This window comes from Sphingosinicellaceae bacterium, from assembly GCA_019285715.1.
GTDB lineage: Bacteria > Pseudomonadota > Alphaproteobacteria > Sphingomonadales > Sphingomonadaceae > Glacieibacterium.
The window spans coordinates 3,329,955-3,344,659 of sequence record CP079108.1; the positions used below are offsets into that span (position 1 = coordinate 3,329,955).

General features: G+C 67.7%; 15 protein-coding genes. 5 read left to right on the top strand and 10 right to left on the bottom strand.

All coding sequences use genetic code 11. The features are described 5' to 3' along the window. The first annotated feature begins 16 nt into the window (after positions 1-16). On the top strand, positions 17-748 hold the full coding sequence (locus KX816_15180) for a FadR family transcriptional regulator (protein ID QXQ08608.1): 732 nt from the start codon (positions 17-19) through the stop codon (positions 746-748). A gap of 70 nt (positions 749-818) precedes the next feature. On the opposite strand, the gene KX816_15185 is transcribed toward KX816_15180, so the two are convergent. After that, on the bottom strand, positions 819-2,129 hold the full coding sequence (locus tag KX816_15185) for a sugar MFS transporter (GenBank protein ID QXQ05562.1): 1,311 nt from the start codon (positions 2,127-2,129) through the stop codon (positions 819-821). 132 nt (positions 2,130-2,261) lie between these two features. Between KX816_15185 and KX816_15190 the strand changes: the two genes are divergently transcribed. Both KX816_15190 and KX816_15195 read left to right on the top strand, forming a co-directional pair. Continuing rightward, a complete protein-coding gene (locus KX816_15190) occupies positions 2,262-3,416 on the top strand; it encodes a galactose mutarotase (protein ID QXQ05563.1) in 1,155 nt (384 codons plus the stop codon). Between the two features lie 17 nt (positions 3,417-3,433). After that, complete coding sequence (locus KX816_15195) at positions 3,434-5,227, top strand: dihydroxy-acid dehydratase family protein (protein ID QXQ05564.1); 1,794 nt, start codon at positions 3,434-3,436, stop codon at positions 5,225-5,227. Between the two features lie 35 nt (positions 5,228-5,262). On the opposite strand, the gene KX816_15200 is transcribed toward KX816_15195, so the two are convergent. The 9 genes from KX816_15200 to KX816_15240 form a co-directional block, all read right to left on the bottom strand. Further along, positions 5,263-5,505 (bottom strand): DUF2188 domain-containing protein, encoded by a 243-nt coding sequence (locus tag KX816_15200; protein QXQ05565.1) that lies wholly within the window; start codon positions 5,503-5,505, stop codon positions 5,263-5,265. A 58-nt stretch (positions 5,506-5,563) separates the two neighbouring features. After that, the gene (gene rpoN, locus KX816_15205) at positions 5,564-7,045 is read right to left on the bottom strand and encodes an RNA polymerase factor sigma-54 (GenBank protein ID QXQ05566.1); all 1,482 of its coding nucleotides are present in this window, start codon (positions 7,043-7,045) and stop codon (positions 5,564-5,566) included. Between the two features lie 19 nt (positions 7,046-7,064). Further along, entirely contained in the window at positions 7,065-7,841 is a 777-nt protein-coding gene (gene lptB, locus KX816_15210) for an LPS export ABC transporter ATP-binding protein (protein QXQ05567.1), read from the bottom strand. A gap of 126 nt (positions 7,842-7,967) precedes the next feature. Next, positions 7,968-8,504, bottom strand: coding sequence for an OstA family protein (locus KX816_15215; GenBank protein QXQ05568.1), 537 nt, complete (start codon positions 8,502-8,504; stop codon positions 7,968-7,970). Then, positions 8,501-9,148: an LPS export ABC transporter periplasmic protein LptC gene (lptC, locus tag KX816_15220; GenBank protein QXQ05569.1), complete on the bottom strand. Its 648-nt coding sequence runs from the start codon at positions 9,146-9,148 to the stop codon at positions 8,501-8,503. Before lptC ends, KX816_15215 begins: the two co-directional genes overlap by 4 nt. Before the next feature lie 2 nt (positions 9,149-9,150). After that, positions 9,151-9,765: a ribonuclease D gene (locus KX816_15225; protein ID QXQ05570.1), complete on the bottom strand. Its 615-nt coding sequence runs from the start codon at positions 9,763-9,765 to the stop codon at positions 9,151-9,153. A gap of 32 nt (positions 9,766-9,797) precedes the next feature. Continuing rightward, a complete protein-coding gene (locus tag KX816_15230; GenBank protein QXQ05571.1) occupies positions 9,798-10,517 on the bottom strand; it encodes a TerC family protein in 720 nt (239 codons plus the stop codon). Between the two features lie 37 nt (positions 10,518-10,554). After that, on the bottom strand, positions 10,555-11,748 hold the full coding sequence (locus tag KX816_15235) for a glutathione-dependent formaldehyde dehydrogenase (protein ID QXQ05572.1): 1,194 nt from the start codon (positions 11,746-11,748) through the stop codon (positions 10,555-10,557). Between the two features lie 43 nt (positions 11,749-11,791). Further along, positions 11,792-12,562, bottom strand: coding sequence for an SRPBCC family protein (locus tag KX816_15240; protein QXQ05573.1), 771 nt, complete (start codon positions 12,560-12,562; stop codon positions 11,792-11,794). A 233-nt stretch (positions 12,563-12,795) separates the two neighbouring features. Between KX816_15240 and KX816_15245 the strand changes: the two genes are divergently transcribed. Together KX816_15245 and KX816_15250 are read left to right on the top strand one after the other, a co-directional pair. After that, positions 12,796-13,653 (top strand): cold-shock protein, encoded by an 858-nt coding sequence (locus KX816_15245; GenBank protein QXQ05574.1) that lies wholly within the window; start codon positions 12,796-12,798, stop codon positions 13,651-13,653. Between the two features lie 88 nt (positions 13,654-13,741). Next, complete coding sequence (locus KX816_15250) at positions 13,742-14,698, top strand: glyoxylate reductase (NADP(+)) (GenBank protein ID QXQ05575.1); 957 nt, start codon at positions 13,742-13,744, stop codon at positions 14,696-14,698. Positions 14,699-14,705 lie beyond the last annotated feature (7 nt).

Sequence of the window (14,705 nt, forward strand, 5' to 3'; positions counted from 1 at the left end):
GGCGGTCGTTGCCGGCGTGATTGCGAGCGGCGGCTACGGTCGCCAGCCGCGCGGTACCGGGCGGCGGCTACACGGCGCCATCGCCCACAAGCTCGGCGTCGCGATCCTGACGGGCGTTTACGCGCCCGGCGACCGGCTGTCGGGCGAGGTCGCCTTCTCCGAGGAACTCGATGTCTCGCGCAGCGCCTACCGCGAGGCGGTGCAAGTGCTGACCGCCAAGGGTCTGGTCGAGAGCCGCCCCAAGGCCGGAACCCGCGTACTGCCGCGCAACCGCTGGAATTTGCTCGACCCCGACGTGCTGGCCTGGGCCTTCACCGGGGACCCCGACCCGAGCTTCGTCCGCGGGCTGTTCGAACTCCGCGCCATCGTCGAGCCCGCCGCCTGCGCGCTCGCCGCCGAGCGCCGCGACCGCGCCGACTTGAAGGCGATGAAGGACGCGCTGACCGCGATGTCGCGCCACACGCTGGCAAGCGAGGCCGGGCGCACCGCCGACCGCGATTTCCATCACGCGATCCTGGCAGCGACCAAGAACGACGCGCTGGTCGTGCTCAGTTCGAGCATCGGGGCGGCGGTCAACTGGACCACGCAGTTCAAGCAACGCGCCCGCGCCCTGCCGCGCAACCCGATCCCCGACCACCGCCGGGTTTTCGATGCCATCGCCGCGCAGGACGGCCAGGCCGCCAGCGAGGCGATGCGGGCGCTGGTGGACCTGGCGCTCGAGGATACGAACCAGTCGATGGAGCCGTGACGGCTTAGGGGGCTGCTTCACCCGAGCAGAATTGTCATCCCGGGCTTGACCCGGGATGACAAGACCAGCCTCAGCCCACCACCCGGTCCGGCAGCGCGTGGGTCGGCTTCGCGCCCCATAGGGCATAGAACAGCACGTACAACTCGCACGCCGCGGTCAGCAGGAACGACGTCTGCAGGCCGTAATGATCCGCGAGCCAGCCCTGCACGATGACCAGCGCGCCGCCGGCGATCGCCATGATCAGCAGTCCCGAGCCCTCCTCGGTCAACGGCCCGAGGCCGCGGATGCCGAGCGTGAAGATCGTCGGGAACATGATCGAGTGGAACAGCCCGACCGAAATCAGCGCCCACATCGCGACGTGGCCGGTGGTGAAGGTCGCGACCAGCATGACGACGAATGCCCCGAGGCTGGCGAAGGCGAGCACCTTCTCGGCGGGGACGGTGCGCATGACGACGCTGCCAACGAGGCGCCCGACCATCATGCCGCCCCACAGGATGAACAGGTAATGCGACGCCTGCTCGTGGGTGAGGTTGCCGATCTCGGGCTGGCTGACGAAGTTGATGAACAGGTTGGCGACGCCGATCTCGGCGATCAGGTAGATGAAGATCGCCGGGATGCCGAAGACCAGGTTGCGGTGCGCCCACAGCGACTGGCCGGCGCGGTCGGCCTTCGACGAGCGCTCGGTCGCGGTGCCCATCGCCGGCAGCGGGAAGCGCGCGATGACGACGGCGAGCACGACCAGCACGGCCGCGACGATGAGGTAGGGAAGCACCACCGACTGCGCGTCGGCGATGCGCTCGGCCTGGGTCAGCACCGCGGTGCTGCCCGCCGCCGCGGTGCCCGAGGTCGAGCGCCCGAGGATCAAATAGCCGCCGAACAGCGGCGCCAGCGTCGCACCAGCGGAGTTGAACGCCTGCACGAGGTTGAGCCGCGACGACGCCGTCTCGGGCGGGCCGACGACCGCTACGTAGGGGTTCGCCGCGACCTGCAGCAGCGTGATGCCGCTGGCGATGACGAACAGCGCGAACAGGGTTACGCCGTAGGACGGGATGCGCGCCGCCGGGACCATCACTAGTGCGCCCGCCGCCATCATGCCGAGGCCGATGACCATGGCGCGCTGGTAGCCGACGCGCTCGATCAGCTTGGCGGACGGGATCGACGCGAAGAAATAGGCGATGAACCAGACGCTCTCGATCAGCGTGGTCTGGGTGTAGCTGAGGTCGAAGACGCTGCGCAGATGGGGCAACAGCGTATTGTTGATGACGGTGATGAACCCCCACATGAAGAACAGGCTGGCCAGCAATGTCAGCACCGGGCGGTAGCTCGCCTGCGGTACCGTACCCGCGGTCGCTGCCCCTGCTGCTCGTGCCGGAAGTGCCATGCGCGTCCCTTTCCCAAGTCTCGTCGGGCGTTCAATCGCCTGCGGGTCGTCTTGCCCTGCTTCTTATTGTCCGACTATATACCGCCAAGCGCAGCGTCAACGTCGAACGCTCGCACGGCTATTGGGGACGGTATGCGAAGTTTGATCCGGACGCACGCGCTACTCGCCATCGGTTTCGGGGCGGCACTGACGCTGACTCCTGCCACGGTCAATGCGGCCGAGGCGCAGCGCGCGCCGGCCGGGACGCTAAGCGACGGCACCAGGATCGAGCTGATCGCGCTGAGCAACAGCCACGGCGTCACCGCGCACATCCTGACCTATGGTGCGACGCTGCAGGGGCTGTCCGGCCCCGACCGGTCGGGCAAGGTCGCCGACGTCATGCTCGGCTACGACGCCCTCGCCTCCTACGTCGATCACCCGAACTATTTCGGCGTGACCGTCGGGCGCTATGCCAACCGCATCGCCAAGGGGAAGTTTACCCTCGACGGCAAGACCTACCAGCTGCCGCTCAACGACAAGGTCAACACCCTCCACGGCGGCGGCAAGGGCTTCGACAAGGTCGCGTGGCGGGTCACCAAGCTGACCAGCGGCCCGACCGCGAGTGTCGTGCTGGCACACCGCAGCCCCGACGGCGACGCGGGTTATCCAGGCAACCTCGATGTCACCACGACCTACTCGCTCGACGAAGCAGGCGCGCTGACCATCGCCTTCGTCGCCACCACCGACAAGCCGACCGTGGTCAACATGACCAACCACGCGATCTTCAACCTCGCCGGCGAAGGCGCTCCGGCGGGCACCTCGAACCACCTGCTGACGATCCCCGCGGCGGCGTTCACGCCGGTCGACGCGACGCTGATCCCGACTGGCGAACTGGAGCCAGTGGCGGGCACGGTGTTCGACTTCCGCAAACCCCGGCTGGTCGCCGACGGCATCCGCGACGGCAACGACCAGCAGATCGGCTACGGCCACGGCTATGACCACAACTTCGCCGTCGACGCCGGGTTGACCGCGACGCCGAAGCTGATGGCCCGGCTGGAGGATCCCGCCTCGGGCCGCGTCCTCGAAGTGCTGAGCACCGAGCCCGGCGTGCAGTTCTACACCGGCAACTTCCTCGACGGCACCTTCGTCGGCAAGCACGGTCACCTGTACCGCATGGGCGACGGCATCGCGCTGGAACCGCAGAAATTCCCCGACGCACCGAACCAGCCGAAGTTCGCCTCGGCCCGCGTCGACCCGGGCAAGCCCTACCGCCACGTCATGATTTACCACCTTTCAGTCCAGCCCTAATTCGGAAGCCCCTCGCGATGACCGATACGCCCACGAAGCTCCGCAGCCGCGCCTGGTTCGACAACCCCGCCAACACCGACATGACGGCGTTGTATCTGGAGCGCTATCTCAACTTCGGGCTCAGCCTCGAGGAGTTGCAATCGGGCAAGCCGATCATCGGAATCGCGCAGACCGGCTCCGACCTTAGCCCGTGCAACCGCCACCACCTCGTGCTGGCGGAGCGCGTCCGCGACGGCATCCGCGAGGCCGGCGGCATCCCGCTCGAATTCCCGGTCCACCCGATCCAGGAAACCGGCAAGCGCCCGACCGCGGCGCTCGACCGCAACCTCGCGTATCTCGGGCTGGTCGAGGTGCTGTACGGCTACCCGCTCGACGGCGTCGTGCTGACCATTGGCTGCGACAAGACCACGCCCGCCTGCTTGATGGCAGCAGCGACGGTCAACCTGCCCGCGATCGCGCTGTCGGTGGGCCCGATGCTCAACGGCTGGCACAAGGGCGAGCGCACCGGTTCGGGCACCATCGTCTGGAAAGCGCGGCAGCTGCTCGCGACCGGCGAGATCGACGATGCCGGGTTCATCAAGTTGGTCGCCTCGTCGGCCCCGTCGACCGGTTATTGCAACACCATGGGCACCGCGACGACGATGAATTCATTGGCCGAAGTGCTCGGCATGCAGCTGCCCGGTGCCGCCGCGATCCCCGCGCCGTACCGTGACCGGCAGGAGATCAGCTATTACACTGGCAAGCGCATCGTCGAGATGGTCGCGCACGACCTGAAGCCCTCCGACATCATGACCCGCGACGCGTTCCTCAACGCCATCGTCGTCAACTCGGCGATCGGCGGCTCGACCAACGCCCCGATCCACCTCGCTGCCCTCGCCCGCCACATGGGCGTCGAGCTGGAGCTGAGCGACTGGCAGACGCACGGCCATAAAGTGCCGCTGCTGGTCAACCTGCAGCCCGCGGGCGAGTTTCTCGGCGAGGACTTCTACCGTGCCGGCGGCGTGCCCGCGGTGGTCGCCGAGCTGATGCGCTCGAGCCTGATCCACGAGGACGCGCTGACCGCCAACGGCAAGACCATCGGCGACAACTGCCGCGACGCCGTGATCGAGGACGAGCGCGTCATCCGCACCATGGCCAAGCCGCTGCTCGAGGACGCGGGTTTCATCGTGCTGCACGGCAATCTGTTCGACGCGGCGATCATGAAGACCAGCGTCATCGGACCCGAGTTCCGCGACCGCTATTTGTCCGACCCCGCCAGTCCGATGGCGTTCGAAGGCCCTGCAGTCGTGTTCGACGGCCCCGAGGACTATCACCACCGCATCGACGACCCCGCGACCGGCATCACGCCCGAGACATTGTTGTTCATGCGCGGCACCGGCCCGATCGGCTATCCCGGCGCCGCCGAAGTCGTAAACATGCGGCCGCCGGCGTACCTGATCCGCGAAGGCGTCCACGCGTTGCCGTGCATCGGCGATGGCCGCCAGTCGGGCACCAGCGGCTCGCCGTCGATCCTCAATGCGTCCCCCGAAGCGGCCGCGAACGGCGGGCTGGCGCTGCTCCGCACCGGCGACCGTGTCCGCATCGACCTCGACCGCGGCACCGCCAACGTGCTGATCTCCGATGAGGAGCTCGCCGAGCGCCGCCGCGTGCTGATGGCGGCGGGGGGCTACAAGTACCCGGCCTCGCAGACGCCGTGGCAGGAAATCCAGCGCGCGGTCGTCGGCCAGCTCGACAAGGGCGCTATCCTGGAAGGCGCGGAGAAGTACCAGAAGATAGCGCAGACGATGGGGCTGCCGCGCGACAACCACTGAGCGGGAGTGGCGCCACCCCCGCTCCGGGGTGGGCGCTAGCCCTCGCTGACGTCGGCGATGGGCCGGTCGTCGCCGCGGGCGGTTTCCTCGTGCCACTTGCCGTCGGCGTCCTGCCAGCTGATCGGAACGGTGTCGCCGCCGAGCTGCTGCTCGGCCGCGACCGCGCGCGCGGCGGCCATCGCCTCGTCGTGGGTGCGGAAGGTCTCGGCGAAAACGTCGCCCAGCTTGTAGGTCCAGCCGCCGTCGTGCTCGACGACCTTGTAATGTACTTCGCTCATTGTCGCGCTCCGCTGTTCGGTTGAGCCTTCCTAGGCGTCCCGAGCGGTTCCGCCAATCTCAGACCGCGGCTTCCAGCAGTTTTGCGCGCCGCCGGGCGACGCTCGACCCGATGTTCATCGCCTCGCGGTATTTGGCGACGGTACGCCGCGCGATATCGAAGCCTTCCGCGCGGAGAACGTCGACCAATTTGTCGTCGCTGAGCGTGTCGTGCGGCGGCTCGGCGGCGATCAACCGCGCGATGCGGTCGCGCACTGCGGAGGCCGAAACCGCATCGCCGCCCTCGGTCGCCTGGATTGCGGCGGTGAAGAAGTAACGCAGCTCGAACAGACCGCGCTCGCACTGCAGATACTTGTTGGACGTGACCCGGCTGACGGTCGACTCGTGCATGCCGATTTCCTCGGCGATGGCACGGAGCGTGAGGGGACGGAGGTGGTGGACGCCCTTCTCGAAGAACGCCTGCTGTTGCTTGACCAGCTCGGTCGCCACTTTGACGATGGTGTTGGCGCGCTGGTCGAGCGCCTTCACCAGCCAGTTCGCCGACGTCAGGCAGTCGCTGAGGAAGGTCTTGGTCGCCTTGGTCCCGGTGCGCGTCAGTTCGGCATGGTAACTGCGGTCGACGAGGACGCGGGGCAGCGTCGCGGTGTTGAGCTCGACCCGCCACCCCGGCGCGCCGTCCTTGCTGCGGCCGCGCATGACGAAGACGTCGGCGACCACCGCTTGTGCGCTCGCGCCGCCGTACTTGAGGCCGGGCTTGGGATTATAGGTGCGGAGCTCGCGGACCATGTCGGAGATGTCCTCCTGGTCGACGCCGCAGAGGCGCTTGAGGGCGACCAGGTCGCCACGCGCCAGCACGTCGAGGTGCTTGAGCATGCAGGCCATCGCCGGGTCGTAGCGGTCGGCCTCGCGCGCCTGGATCGCCAGGCACTCGCCGAGTGTCCGCGCGCCGACGCCGGTCGGTTCGAAGGTCTGGATGACGGCGAGCACCTGCGCGACTTCGTCGGGGTCGGCGTCGAGGCGCTCCGCGACATCCTCGACATCGCCGATCAAATAGCCCGACTCGTCGATCAGGTCGATCAGATGGCGTGCGATCATCATCCGGACGCCGTCGAAAACTGCCGCCGCCTGCCCCACGAGCAGGTCGGTGAGGGAGGCCTCGGCCGCGGCGAAGCTGTCGAAGTCGGGGGCTTCGGCGGTTGCGCCCGAACCGGTCGCGACGCTGTCGCTGGCGGTGTCGTGGTGGAAGGTCTCGGCGCCGTAGTCGACGTCGAGCGGGGCCTCACTGGTGCCCTCGCCGGAGGCCACGAGCTGGTCGACACCGACGTCGTCGCTGAGCGCCGGGCCGGCGGCCTCCGCTTCGCTGCGGTCGTCGCTGCCGTCGTCGCCCGCCGTGTCGAGCAGCGGGTTGCGGTCCAGCTCCTCGCCGATATAGGCCTCGAGCTCGACGTTGGTCAGCGCCAGCAGCTTGATTGCCTGCTGGAGCTGGGGTGTCATCACCAGTTGCTGCGACTGGCGCAGGTCGAGGCGGGGCCCCAGGCTCATCCTTAATCGGTGCGCCGGGTCACAGGCTGAAGCCCTCGCCGAGGTACACGCGCCGCACGGTCTCGTCGGCGACCAGCGCCTCGGGAGTGCCCTCGAACAACACGCGGCCGTCGTAGATGATGCAGGCGCGGTCGACGATCTCGAGCGTCTCGCGGACATTGTGGTCGGTGATCAGCACGCCGATGTCGCGCTCGCGGAGCTGGACCACGAGGTTGCGGATGTCGGCGATCGAGATCGGGTCGATGCCGGCGAACGGCTCGTCGAGCAGCATGATCGAGGGGTGTGCCGCGAGCGCGCGAGCGATCTCGCAGCGCCGCCGCTCACCGCCGGACAGTGCCATCGCGGGAGCGTCACGGAGGCGAGCGATGTTGAACTCGGTCAGTAGCTCCTCGAGCCGGGCAGCGCGGACGACCTTGTCGGGCTCCGCGACCTCGAGCACGCTGAGGATGTTCTGGGCGACCGTCATGCCGCGGAAGATCGAGGTCTCCTGCGGCAGGTAGCCGAGCCCGAGTTGGGCGCGGCGATACATCGGCAAGGTCGTGATGTCGGTGCCGTCGAGCAGGATGCGACCCTGGTCCGGCATTGCCAGCCCCATCACCGAATAGAAGCAGGTCGTCTTGCCGGCACCGTTCGGACCGAGCAGCCCGACGACCTCGCCGCGGTTGACCGTCAGCGAGACGTCGCGGAGGACGACGCGCTTGTCATAGCGCTTGCCGATGGCGACCACGGCGAGCCCACGCTGGCTGGCAGCAGCCTCGGCCTCGGCTTCGCGCTCCATGACGTCGATGTCCGCCATCCCCGCTCCCGCAACTGGCCCGAAACATGCATGTCGGGCGAATACTCAACCGGTGCAATAGCCATTTAAGACGGTGATGCAAAGCTTGCCGCTGCGCGCGGCAGCCGAACTCCGCCCGGTGGGGCGCTACTTCGTATCCCGGGGTGGCACCACGAAGCGGCCCGAGACGCGCCCGCCGGTCGCCGGCGCACCGGGCTTGCCCTCGCCGCCCGCTCCCGCGCCGTCGAGGGTCGACCGGCCGCTGTCGAGGTCGATCGCCAGCCGCTGGCCGCGCAGGACCGACTCGCCCCGGGTCAGCACGACGTCGCCGATCATCGTCACCTGCTTCGTGGTGACGTCGTAGATGCCGTAGCGTCCGGTCGCCTTCTCGGTTGGCGAAGTCAGCACGACATTGCCCTGCGCATCGAGGCGCTTGACCTGCGGATCGCCGGTCGCCGGGCGGAGGTAGAAGATCTTCACGTTGTCGGCGTCGAGCTTCATCTCGGCCTGCCGGATCTTGACGTTGCCGGTCAGCACCGCCTGGTTTTCCTTGTCGTGAACCTCGATCCGGGCCGCGTCGAAATCGATCGGCGCATCGGTATCGTGGTTCTTCAGCGCCGACGCCTGCTGGGCGGCAACCGGCGCCGCGAGCGCGAGCATGAGCAGGATGGGGAACGTTTTCATCGGGCCGCCCGTCTCGCCGATGCGCCCAGAATGTGCAAGTGCGCGTGGCCGTCGAGGACCATGGTCTGGCCCTCCAGGTCGCCGGTCAGGCGATCGGATCGGAAGGTGCCGATCGGCAGCTTGCCGGTCACCGGCTGGTCGGTCTTGACGGTGCGGTCGATCAGGCTGACCTCGACGCCCTGGCTGTCGAGCGAATAGCCGGCGCTGCCGTCGACCTTGACCGGTCCGGCGATGTTGAGCTTGTCGTGGTCCATGTCGTACTTGCCCGACGGCGCGGTGACGTTGGCGGGGCCGTTGTCCATCTGCAGCGTGGCGTTCAGCGCCCGGAGCTCGACGATCGGCACGGCGCTCGAATGCTGGACCGCCCCGGCCGCGCGGATGATGAACGGCTGGCCCTTGCCGGTCTGGCCGCGGTAGGTCGCATTGTCGAGGCGGAGCCGGTCGTTGGCCATCTCGACCTTGTCCTTCGACAGCAGGAACGAGAACTCGCGCGCGCTGGTCAGCGGCCACACCACGATCAGCAACAACAGCCCGAGCGCGGCGAGTGGCAGCGCGACCTTGAGGATGGTGACGACGGCATCGCGGGGGCCGCCCGGCAGGGCGCCGCGCCGCCGCGCCTCGTCGAATGCAGCGCTGCCGACCATGCTCAGCTGTGCGCGAAGATGTCGACGTCGGGCCAGCCGGCGAGGTCGAGGCGCGACCGCCACGGCAGGAAGTCGAAGCACGCCTGCGCGAGTTCGCTCCGGCCCTCGCGCGCCAGCCGCATGTCGAGCACGTCGCGGGCCTTGTGGAGGAAGCGCACGTCGGAAGCGGCATAATCCTTCTGCGCGTCGCTAAGCTCCGCCGCACCCCAGTCCGACGACTGCTGCTGCTTGGAGATGTCGACGCCGACGGTGTCCTTGATGACGTCCTTGAGGCCGTGGCGGTCGGTGTAGGTGCGGATCAGCTTCGAGGCGATCTTGGTGCAGTACGCGGGCGTCGCGCTGACGCCGAGATACTGCTCGATCACCGCGAGGTCGAAGCGGGCGAAATGATACAGCTTGAGGCGGTTCGGGTCGGCGAGGACGCGCTTCAGAATGGGCGCGTCGTAGTTGCCGCCGGAGAAGCGCACGAGATGCTCGTCGCCCTGCCCGTCGCTGAGCTGGACCAGGCACAGCCGGTCGCGGTGCGGCAGCAAGCCCATGGTCTCGCTGTCGACAGCGATGGGCCCGGGAGCGAAGACGTCGGAAGGCAGGTCGCCCTCATGGAGGTAAACAGTCATCGGCAGCGGTTAGCAGGCCGACGCGCGCGCGCCTAGCGCCGCCGGCTCCGCGACCAGATATTGAGCGCCTCGACGCCGGCCGAGAACGCCATCGCGGCATAGACATAGCCCTTGTCGATGTGCGCCCCGAACCCTTCTGCGATCAAGGTCATGCCGATCATCAGCAGGAAGCCGAGGGCCAGCATGACGACGCTCGGGTTGCGCTCGATGAAAGCCGCAAGCGGCGTCGCCGCCAGCAGCATGGCCCCGACCGCGACGACGACCGCGACGACCATTACCGGCACGTGCTCGGTCATGCCGACCGCGGTTATGATCGAGTCGAGGCTGAACACCAGGTCGAGCGCAATGATCTGGCCGATCGCTGTCGCAAAGCCGAGTGTCACCGCACCGGCTACCGACGGCGGAGCGGGATCGACGCTATGGCCGATCTCCCGCGTCGCTTTCCAAACCAGAAACAGGCCACCCGCGATCAGGATCAGGTCGCGCCACGAGAAACCGTGTCCGAACGCCTCGAACAGTGGCTGGGTCAGCGTCACGATGAACGCCACGGTCGCGAGCAGCCCTAGCCTCAACCCGAGAGCGAGCCCAATGCCGATGCGCCGCGCCTTCACCCGCTGCGCTACCGGCAACTTGTTGGTCAGGATCGAGATGAAGATCAGGTTGTCGATCCCGAGCACGACCTCCATGACGATCAAAGTCAGGAGGGCGACCCAGGTTGCCGGCTGCGCGAACAGGTCGATCAAGCTTGCCATTCGCGCCTAGATGGGACGGCGCGCGGGCACCACAAGCTTACGGCTTCAAAACGACCTTCCGAAACTCGTCCTGATTATTGGCGAAGTTCTTATACGCCATCGCCGCGTCGGCCAGCGGCAAGCGGTGGCTGATGACAACACGCGGGTCGATCTCGCCCGCCTCGATCCGGGCGAGGAGCGGCTTGAGGTAACGGTGAACGTGGGTCTGGCCCATCTTGAAGCTCAGGCCCTTGTTCATCGCCGCGCCGAACGGCACGTTGTCGAGGAAGCCGCCATAGACCCCCGGGACCGAGACCGTGCCGGCCTTGCGGCAGGCGATGATCGCCTCGCGCAGGACGTGCGGTCGGTCGGTGCCGATGCCGATCGCCTGCTTGCCGCGGTCGATCAGGTTATCGAGCGACAGGCCGTGCGCCTCCATGCCGACCGCGTCGATGCAGCGGTCCGGGCCACGCCCGCCGGTCATCTCGCTGAGCGCGTCGAGGATGTGGACGGTCTCGAAGTTGAGACACTCGGCGCCCGCCTCCTCCGCCAACTTGAGGCGTGCAGGGCGATGGTCGATGGCAATGACGCGCTCTGCCCCGAGCATGAACGCCGAGCGGATCGCGAACTGGCCGACAGGACCGGCGCCCCAGATCGCGACGGTGTCGCCACGCTCGATGTCGCACTGTTCGGCGGCCATGTAACCGGTCGGGAAGATGTCGGTCAGGAACAGCACCTGATCGTCCTCGAGGTGGTCGGGGATGACCAGCGGCCCGGTGTCGGCATAGGGCACGCGAACATACTCGGCCTGGCCGCCGGCATAGCCGCCCGTCATGTGGCTGTAGCCGAACAGCCCCGATGGCGAGTGGCCCATCAGCGTGTCGGAGATGTCCTGATTATCGGCAGGGTTCGAGTTATCGCAGCACGACCACAGGTCCTTCTCGCAGAAGAAGCAGTTACCGCAGGCGATGGTGAACGGCACCACGACGCGCTGCCCGACCTTGAGAGCGTGGCCGTTGGCGTCACCATTCTTGTGCGCGCTGCCGACGTCGACAACTTCGCCCATGAACTCGTGGCCGAGGATGTCGCCTTTCTGCATCGTCGGGATAACGGCGTCGTAGAGGTGCAGGTCTGAACCGCAGATCGCCGTCGAGGTGATCTTGATGATCGCATCGCGTGGGTTGACGATCTCGGGGTCGGGGACGGTATCGACGCGAACGTCATGCTTGCCGTGCCAGGCGACTGCGCGCATTTCGTTGATCCTTCTTGAGCGATTAGCCGTCTCGGCTATGAATTCAGGACTTCGGGGCCTTGCTGACGAGCTCCGCGCGGTTGCGCGCATTGGTCGGGACCTCGCCCGCCTCGATCAGGCTCTTGAGGCGCTTCAGGTCGCGCCGCAGTTCGATGCCCGGCTCTTTCTGGGTCAGCTTGGCGGCGTAGCGCCCGAGGCTGCCGCCGACCGGCTCATAGGCGATCTTGGCGTGGATCTCGGTGCCGCGGCCGCCCGGCGCATCGCGGAGCTCGAACTCGGCGGCGTTCTGAACCTTGGCGTCCTTGTCACTCTCCCAGGCAAAGCGCTCGCCCGGTACATCCTCGGTGATCGTCGCACGGGTCTCGACCGGGCCGGTCGGGCCAGTGCTGGTGAAAACCAGGCGCTCGCCCTCGCTCGACGCTGTCTTGACGTTGACCATGAAGCTAGGCCAGCGCTCGACCTCGCGCAGCACTTCCCAGACGCGCTCGCGAGAAGCGTTCACGGTTACCGAACGCGGCGCCTTGGCAGCGCTCGACCAGCCGTGCTTGTCCGCATACTTCTGTTCGTCGGGCTCGGTGCCGAGCAGACGCTTGACCGGCGCGCTGCCGCTGACGCCGCGCGCCACCAAGGCACCGCCGATAAGGCCGAACAGCACGCCGACCGGACCCTTCGACTGGGTTGCGGCGACGCCGAAGATGCCGCCAAGCGCGACAGAAACGGCGCGCTCCGCAGCGCCTAGATTGGCGTAGGGAGCCTTGTGCGTGCCGCCGGGCGCGGCGTCGGTGAACTGCATTGAACGGGCTGGACTGGCCATGAGGTGTTGCCTTGCTGTCGCGTCGGCGGCTTAACCGCCCGCCCCGGAGGCGGTTCCGCCGTTTTCACGCTCGCAAGTCCTTCATTTTTAGGATACGCGGGGAAGTAGGGCCTTTAGATTCGGACGCGATGGTCGCGGGCGAAATGGTTCGGCGGGAACTGTAGCTGGCGGCACATCGTTCATGCGACGGAACATCGCAACACACTTGAAGATAAACGAAAGACTTGACTGAAATGAGCTTTGACAAGCGCGGGCGCGGGCCCGGACGTGGTGGTTTCGACAAGCGCGAGCGCGGCTTCGACCAGTTCGAAGGCGGCGGCGACCGATTCGGCGGCGGCGGCGGCGGTGGTGACCGTTTCGGTGGCGGCGGCGGCGATCGCTTCGGCGGCGGCGGTGGTGGCGGCTTCGGCGGTCGCCCGGCCGGCGGCGGCGGTGGCTTCGGCGGTCGCCCCGGTGGCGGCGGCGGCTTCAGCAACGGTCCGCGCCCACCCCGCGACATGGGTCCCGGTATCAACCTTGGCACCGCCAAGGGCACGGTCAAGTTCTTCAACGCCCAGAAGGGCTTCGGCTTCGTCGTCCGTGAAGACGGTGGCGAGGACGTGTTCGTCCACATCTCCGCCGTCGAGCAGGCCGGCCTGACCGGCCTCGCCGATGGGCAGCCGATGGAGTTCACCCTGACCGAGCGCAACGGCCGCGTCTCGGCGACCGACCTCGTTATTGACGGCGAGCCGATGCCGGTCACCGACTCGGCTCCCCCGCGCGACCGCGATGCCGGTGGCTTTGGCGGCCGCAACGACGGTCCTCGTGGCGGTGGCTACGGCGGTGCGTCGCGTGAATTCGCTGGCGGCGGCGGCGGTGGCGGTGGCAACACCGCTCCCGGTGAGCGCGTCGAAGGCACTGTGAAGTTCTTCAACGGCACCAAGGGCTTCGGCTTTATCCAGCGCGAAGACGGCGGCCCGGATGCGTTCGTGCACATCTCGGCGGTCGAGCGTGCCGGCATGGCCGGTCTCGGCGAAGGCCAGCGCGTCAGCTTCCAGCTCGAGGAAGATCGCCGCGGCAAGCAGGCGGCCGTGAACCTCGAGTCGCTGTAAGCTCGACTTCACCCGAACGAATGAAGGGCCCGCGGCAACGCGGGCCCTTTTTCTTTGACCCGGGTTGCGGGGTCGTTACCGTCGCCCGATGACCAAGCTCACCGTCGCCCACCACTTCGCCCCCGCTACCGGCCAGCTGCTCGCGGCCCACCCGCTCGTCGGCGAGATCAACGCCATCGACCTGTCGCGGCGCTGGAACCTGCCGCTCGATGCCGACGTGCTGTTCGTCCTCCACGAGCAGGGTGATGCACACCGCGAGGAGGACGAGAACAGCGCCCCGCCGCCGGGCTGGCCGGGCCGGGTCAAGTTCATCCAGATCGCCTCGGCAGGTCTCGACGGCTATCCCAAGTGGCTGTTCGACGGACCGCGAATCGCGACCGGTGCCGGCACCAGCGCCGGGCCGATCTCGGAGTTCGTGCTGGCGACGATGCTCGCCCACGAGAAGCGGCTGGCCAGCGTCGTGCTCCGTGACGGCGATACCTGGCCCGAGCCCGATAAAATGATGCAGAACCCGCTCGGCACGCTCGACGGCAAGACGCTCGGGCTGATCGGCATCGGCCACATCGGCGGGCGCGTCGCGAAACTGGTGAAGGCCTTCGGGATGCGCGTCGTCGCGCAGCGCCGCAGCACCGCCCCGGCGCCCGAAGGCATCGAGATCGTACCCCTCGACACGCTGCTGGCGCGTGCCGACACCATCGTCGTCGCCGCACCGCTGACGCCCGAGACCAGCGGGCTGCTGGACGCCGCGGCTTTCGCCAAGGTCAAGCACGGCGTCCACCTGATCAACATCGCGCGCGGTGGAATCGTCGATACCATGGCGCTGGTCGAGGCGCTCAAGTCGGGCAGGGTCGGGGCCGCGTCGCTCGACGTCACCGAGCCCGAACCGCTGCCGCCCGGTCACCCGCTGTGGAGCGCGCCCAATGTCCACATCACGCCGCACATCTCGTGGAGTTCGGCGGGCACTCCGGGACGGATCTTCAAGCTGTTCGCCGACAACGTCGGTAACTTCGCGGCGGGGAAGCCGCTGATCAACGAGCTGACCTGAGGTTCGC

Excerpts from the sequence above, each read along its gene's own strand:
- KX816_15185 (QXQ05562.1), bottom strand. The coding sequence starts at position 2,129 with ATGGCACTTCCGGCACGAGCAGCAGGGGCAGCGACCGCGGGTACGGTA.
- KX816_15190 (QXQ05563.1), top strand. The coding sequence starts at position 2,262 with ATGCGAAGTTTGATCCGGACGCACGCGCTACTCGCCATCGGTTTCGGG.
- KX816_15195 (QXQ05564.1), top strand. The coding sequence starts at position 3,434 with ATGACCGATACGCCCACGAAGCTCCGCAGCCGCGCCTGGTTCGACAAC.
- KX816_15200 (QXQ05565.1), bottom strand. The coding sequence starts at position 5,505 with ATGAGCGAAGTACATTACAAGGTCGTCGAGCACGACGGCGGCTGGACC.
- rpoN (QXQ05566.1), bottom strand. The coding sequence starts at position 7,045 with ATGAGCCTGGGGCCCCGCCTCGACCTGCGCCAGTCGCAGCAACTGGTG.
- lptB (QXQ05567.1), bottom strand. The coding sequence starts at position 7,841 with ATGGCGGACATCGACGTCATGGAGCGCGAAGCCGAGGCCGAGGCTGCT.
- KX816_15215 (QXQ05568.1), bottom strand. The coding sequence starts at position 8,504 with ATGAAAACGTTCCCCATCCTGCTCATGCTCGCGCTCGCGGCGCCGGTT.
- lptC (QXQ05569.1), bottom strand. The coding sequence starts at position 9,148 with ATGGTCGGCAGCGCTGCATTCGACGAGGCGCGGCGGCGCGGCGCCCTG.
- KX816_15225 (QXQ05570.1), bottom strand. The coding sequence starts at position 9,765 with ATGACTGTTTACCTCCATGAGGGCGACCTGCCTTCCGACGTCTTCGCT.
- KX816_15230 (QXQ05571.1), bottom strand. The coding sequence starts at position 10,517 with ATGGCAAGCTTGATCGACCTGTTCGCGCAGCCGGCAACCTGGGTCGCC.
- KX816_15235 (QXQ05572.1), bottom strand. The coding sequence starts at position 11,748 with ATGCGCGCAGTCGCCTGGCACGGCAAGCATGACGTTCGCGTCGATACC.
- KX816_15240 (QXQ05573.1), bottom strand. The coding sequence starts at position 12,562 with ATGGCCAGTCCAGCCCGTTCAATGCAGTTCACCGACGCCGCGCCCGGC.
- KX816_15245 (QXQ05574.1), top strand. The coding sequence starts at position 12,796 with ATGAGCTTTGACAAGCGCGGGCGCGGGCCCGGACGTGGTGGTTTCGAC.
- KX816_15250 (QXQ05575.1), top strand. The coding sequence starts at position 13,742 with ATGACCAAGCTCACCGTCGCCCACCACTTCGCCCCCGCTACCGGCCAG.